Annotated in this window: 1 protein-coding gene; it reads right to left on the reverse strand. The window is 67.0% G+C overall.

Annotated elements, in window-relative coordinates:
* Positions 1 to 27: 27 nt before the first annotated feature.
* Positions 28 to 1,248, reverse strand: a complete 1,221-nt coding sequence (locus tag ACTS2Z_RS09615; RefSeq protein ID WP_442572996.1) for an integrase core domain-containing protein — start codon at positions 1,246 to 1,248, stop codon at positions 28 to 30.
* Positions 1,249 to 1,452: the final 204 nt, after the last annotated feature.

A 1,452-nucleotide genomic window follows, 5' to 3' on the forward strand; every position in this document is an offset into this window, starting at 1 on the left:
TGAGCAACCGGAGACATGGGTAACGTTTTAGCCCGATGACATGGGTAACAGTTTTCCGGTTTCGTTCTCGTCGGTATCGGCGCTGCGCAAGGATCGCGCGCCGCTACGGACGAAGCGGTCTCTCCCCTTCATGGTGCCGAGAACGATGGACCCGTACTTGACCAGCCAGGTATTGGTGCCAATCGCAAAGAGCCCGACCGGCTCGCCGATCAGAGCCTCGCTGAGGAAGACCGTGTTGCCGAGCCACTTGATCTCGCCGTTGGAACGCACCCGGCGCACCTGGGCTTTGGCGGGATACTCGGGCGAGCGCAGCACGCCGTCGAACTGCCGCGGCGAAGGCCTGTAGACCCGCCCCGGCGGCACCTGGCCGAGCGCCTCGTGGGGGCGCTGGGTGTTGTAGATCTCGCGGAAGCTCTCGAAGCGCTCGATCTGCTCGGCCAGGCTGCGCGCCGGCGGACTGGCGGTGTCCTGCTTGAGGGTCAGATGCAGGCGCTCGTGGCGGCCGTTCTGCTGCGGTTTGCCCGCCTCGATGCGCTCAGGCAGCACGCCGGCCTTGATCAGCCTGACCGCAAAGCGCGACAGCCCGCCGGCCGCCCGGCTGGCAAAGGGCGCGCCGTTGTCCGAGCGCAGCGCCCACGGCAGGCCGTAGTCGTAGAAGGCCGCCTCCAGCAGCGGCCAGACATGTGTCCCGTCGGCCCGGCCCACGGCCTGGCAGCAGAGCAGGAAGCGGCTGTGGCCGTCACTCAAGGTAAAGGGCTCCACATGACAGCCGTCGCCGGTCACAAACCACCCCTTGAAGTCAGCGCACCACACGTCGTTGGGCCGCCGGCACGCAGCCAGGGGCGCACTCTGCGGCGGCACCCGACGGCGGCGCCTGCGCAGGCGCGTCAGGCCGGTGCGGTCGAACAGGTCTCCGATCGTGCTCGCCGCCGGCCAGCTCTGTCCGGGATGCTGGGCCTCCAGAAAGGCCTTCACCTTGCGCGGCCCCCAGCTCGGATAGCGCCGGCGTACCGACAGCACTTCCGCCACCACACCCCCAGACAAACCCCGGGCGTTCGAATGCGGCGCCCGCGAGCGATCCACCAGCCCGACAGCGCCCTCGCTCCGATAGCGCGACAGCCACTTGTGGCCCGTCCGGCGGCTCACGCCATACTGTCGGCAAAGCTCCGACACGCTCTCGCGTCCCTCCAGCCACGCAGCAACAAAACTCATCCGCTCGTCCATCACACAGGTCTCTCTCCAAGGCATGGCCGCACCTCCCGCGACCACTGTGAGACCTGTTACCCATGTCTCCGGTCTAAACTGTTACCTATCTATCCGGGTTGGACCATGATTTATTCCCTCCCCCTTCGATGGGGGAGGGTCAGGGAGGGGGTGACACCCTCTCCGCGACGAGCCTCTTGTCGTGCTGAACGCACTTCGCGTCGTCTCGCCCGGTGAGCGCGATAAGTC

Origin of the sequence: Glycocaulis sp., assembly GCF_052168375.1 — a bacterium.
In the GTDB taxonomy this organism is placed as follows: Bacteria; Pseudomonadota; Alphaproteobacteria; order Caulobacterales; family Maricaulaceae; genus Glycocaulis.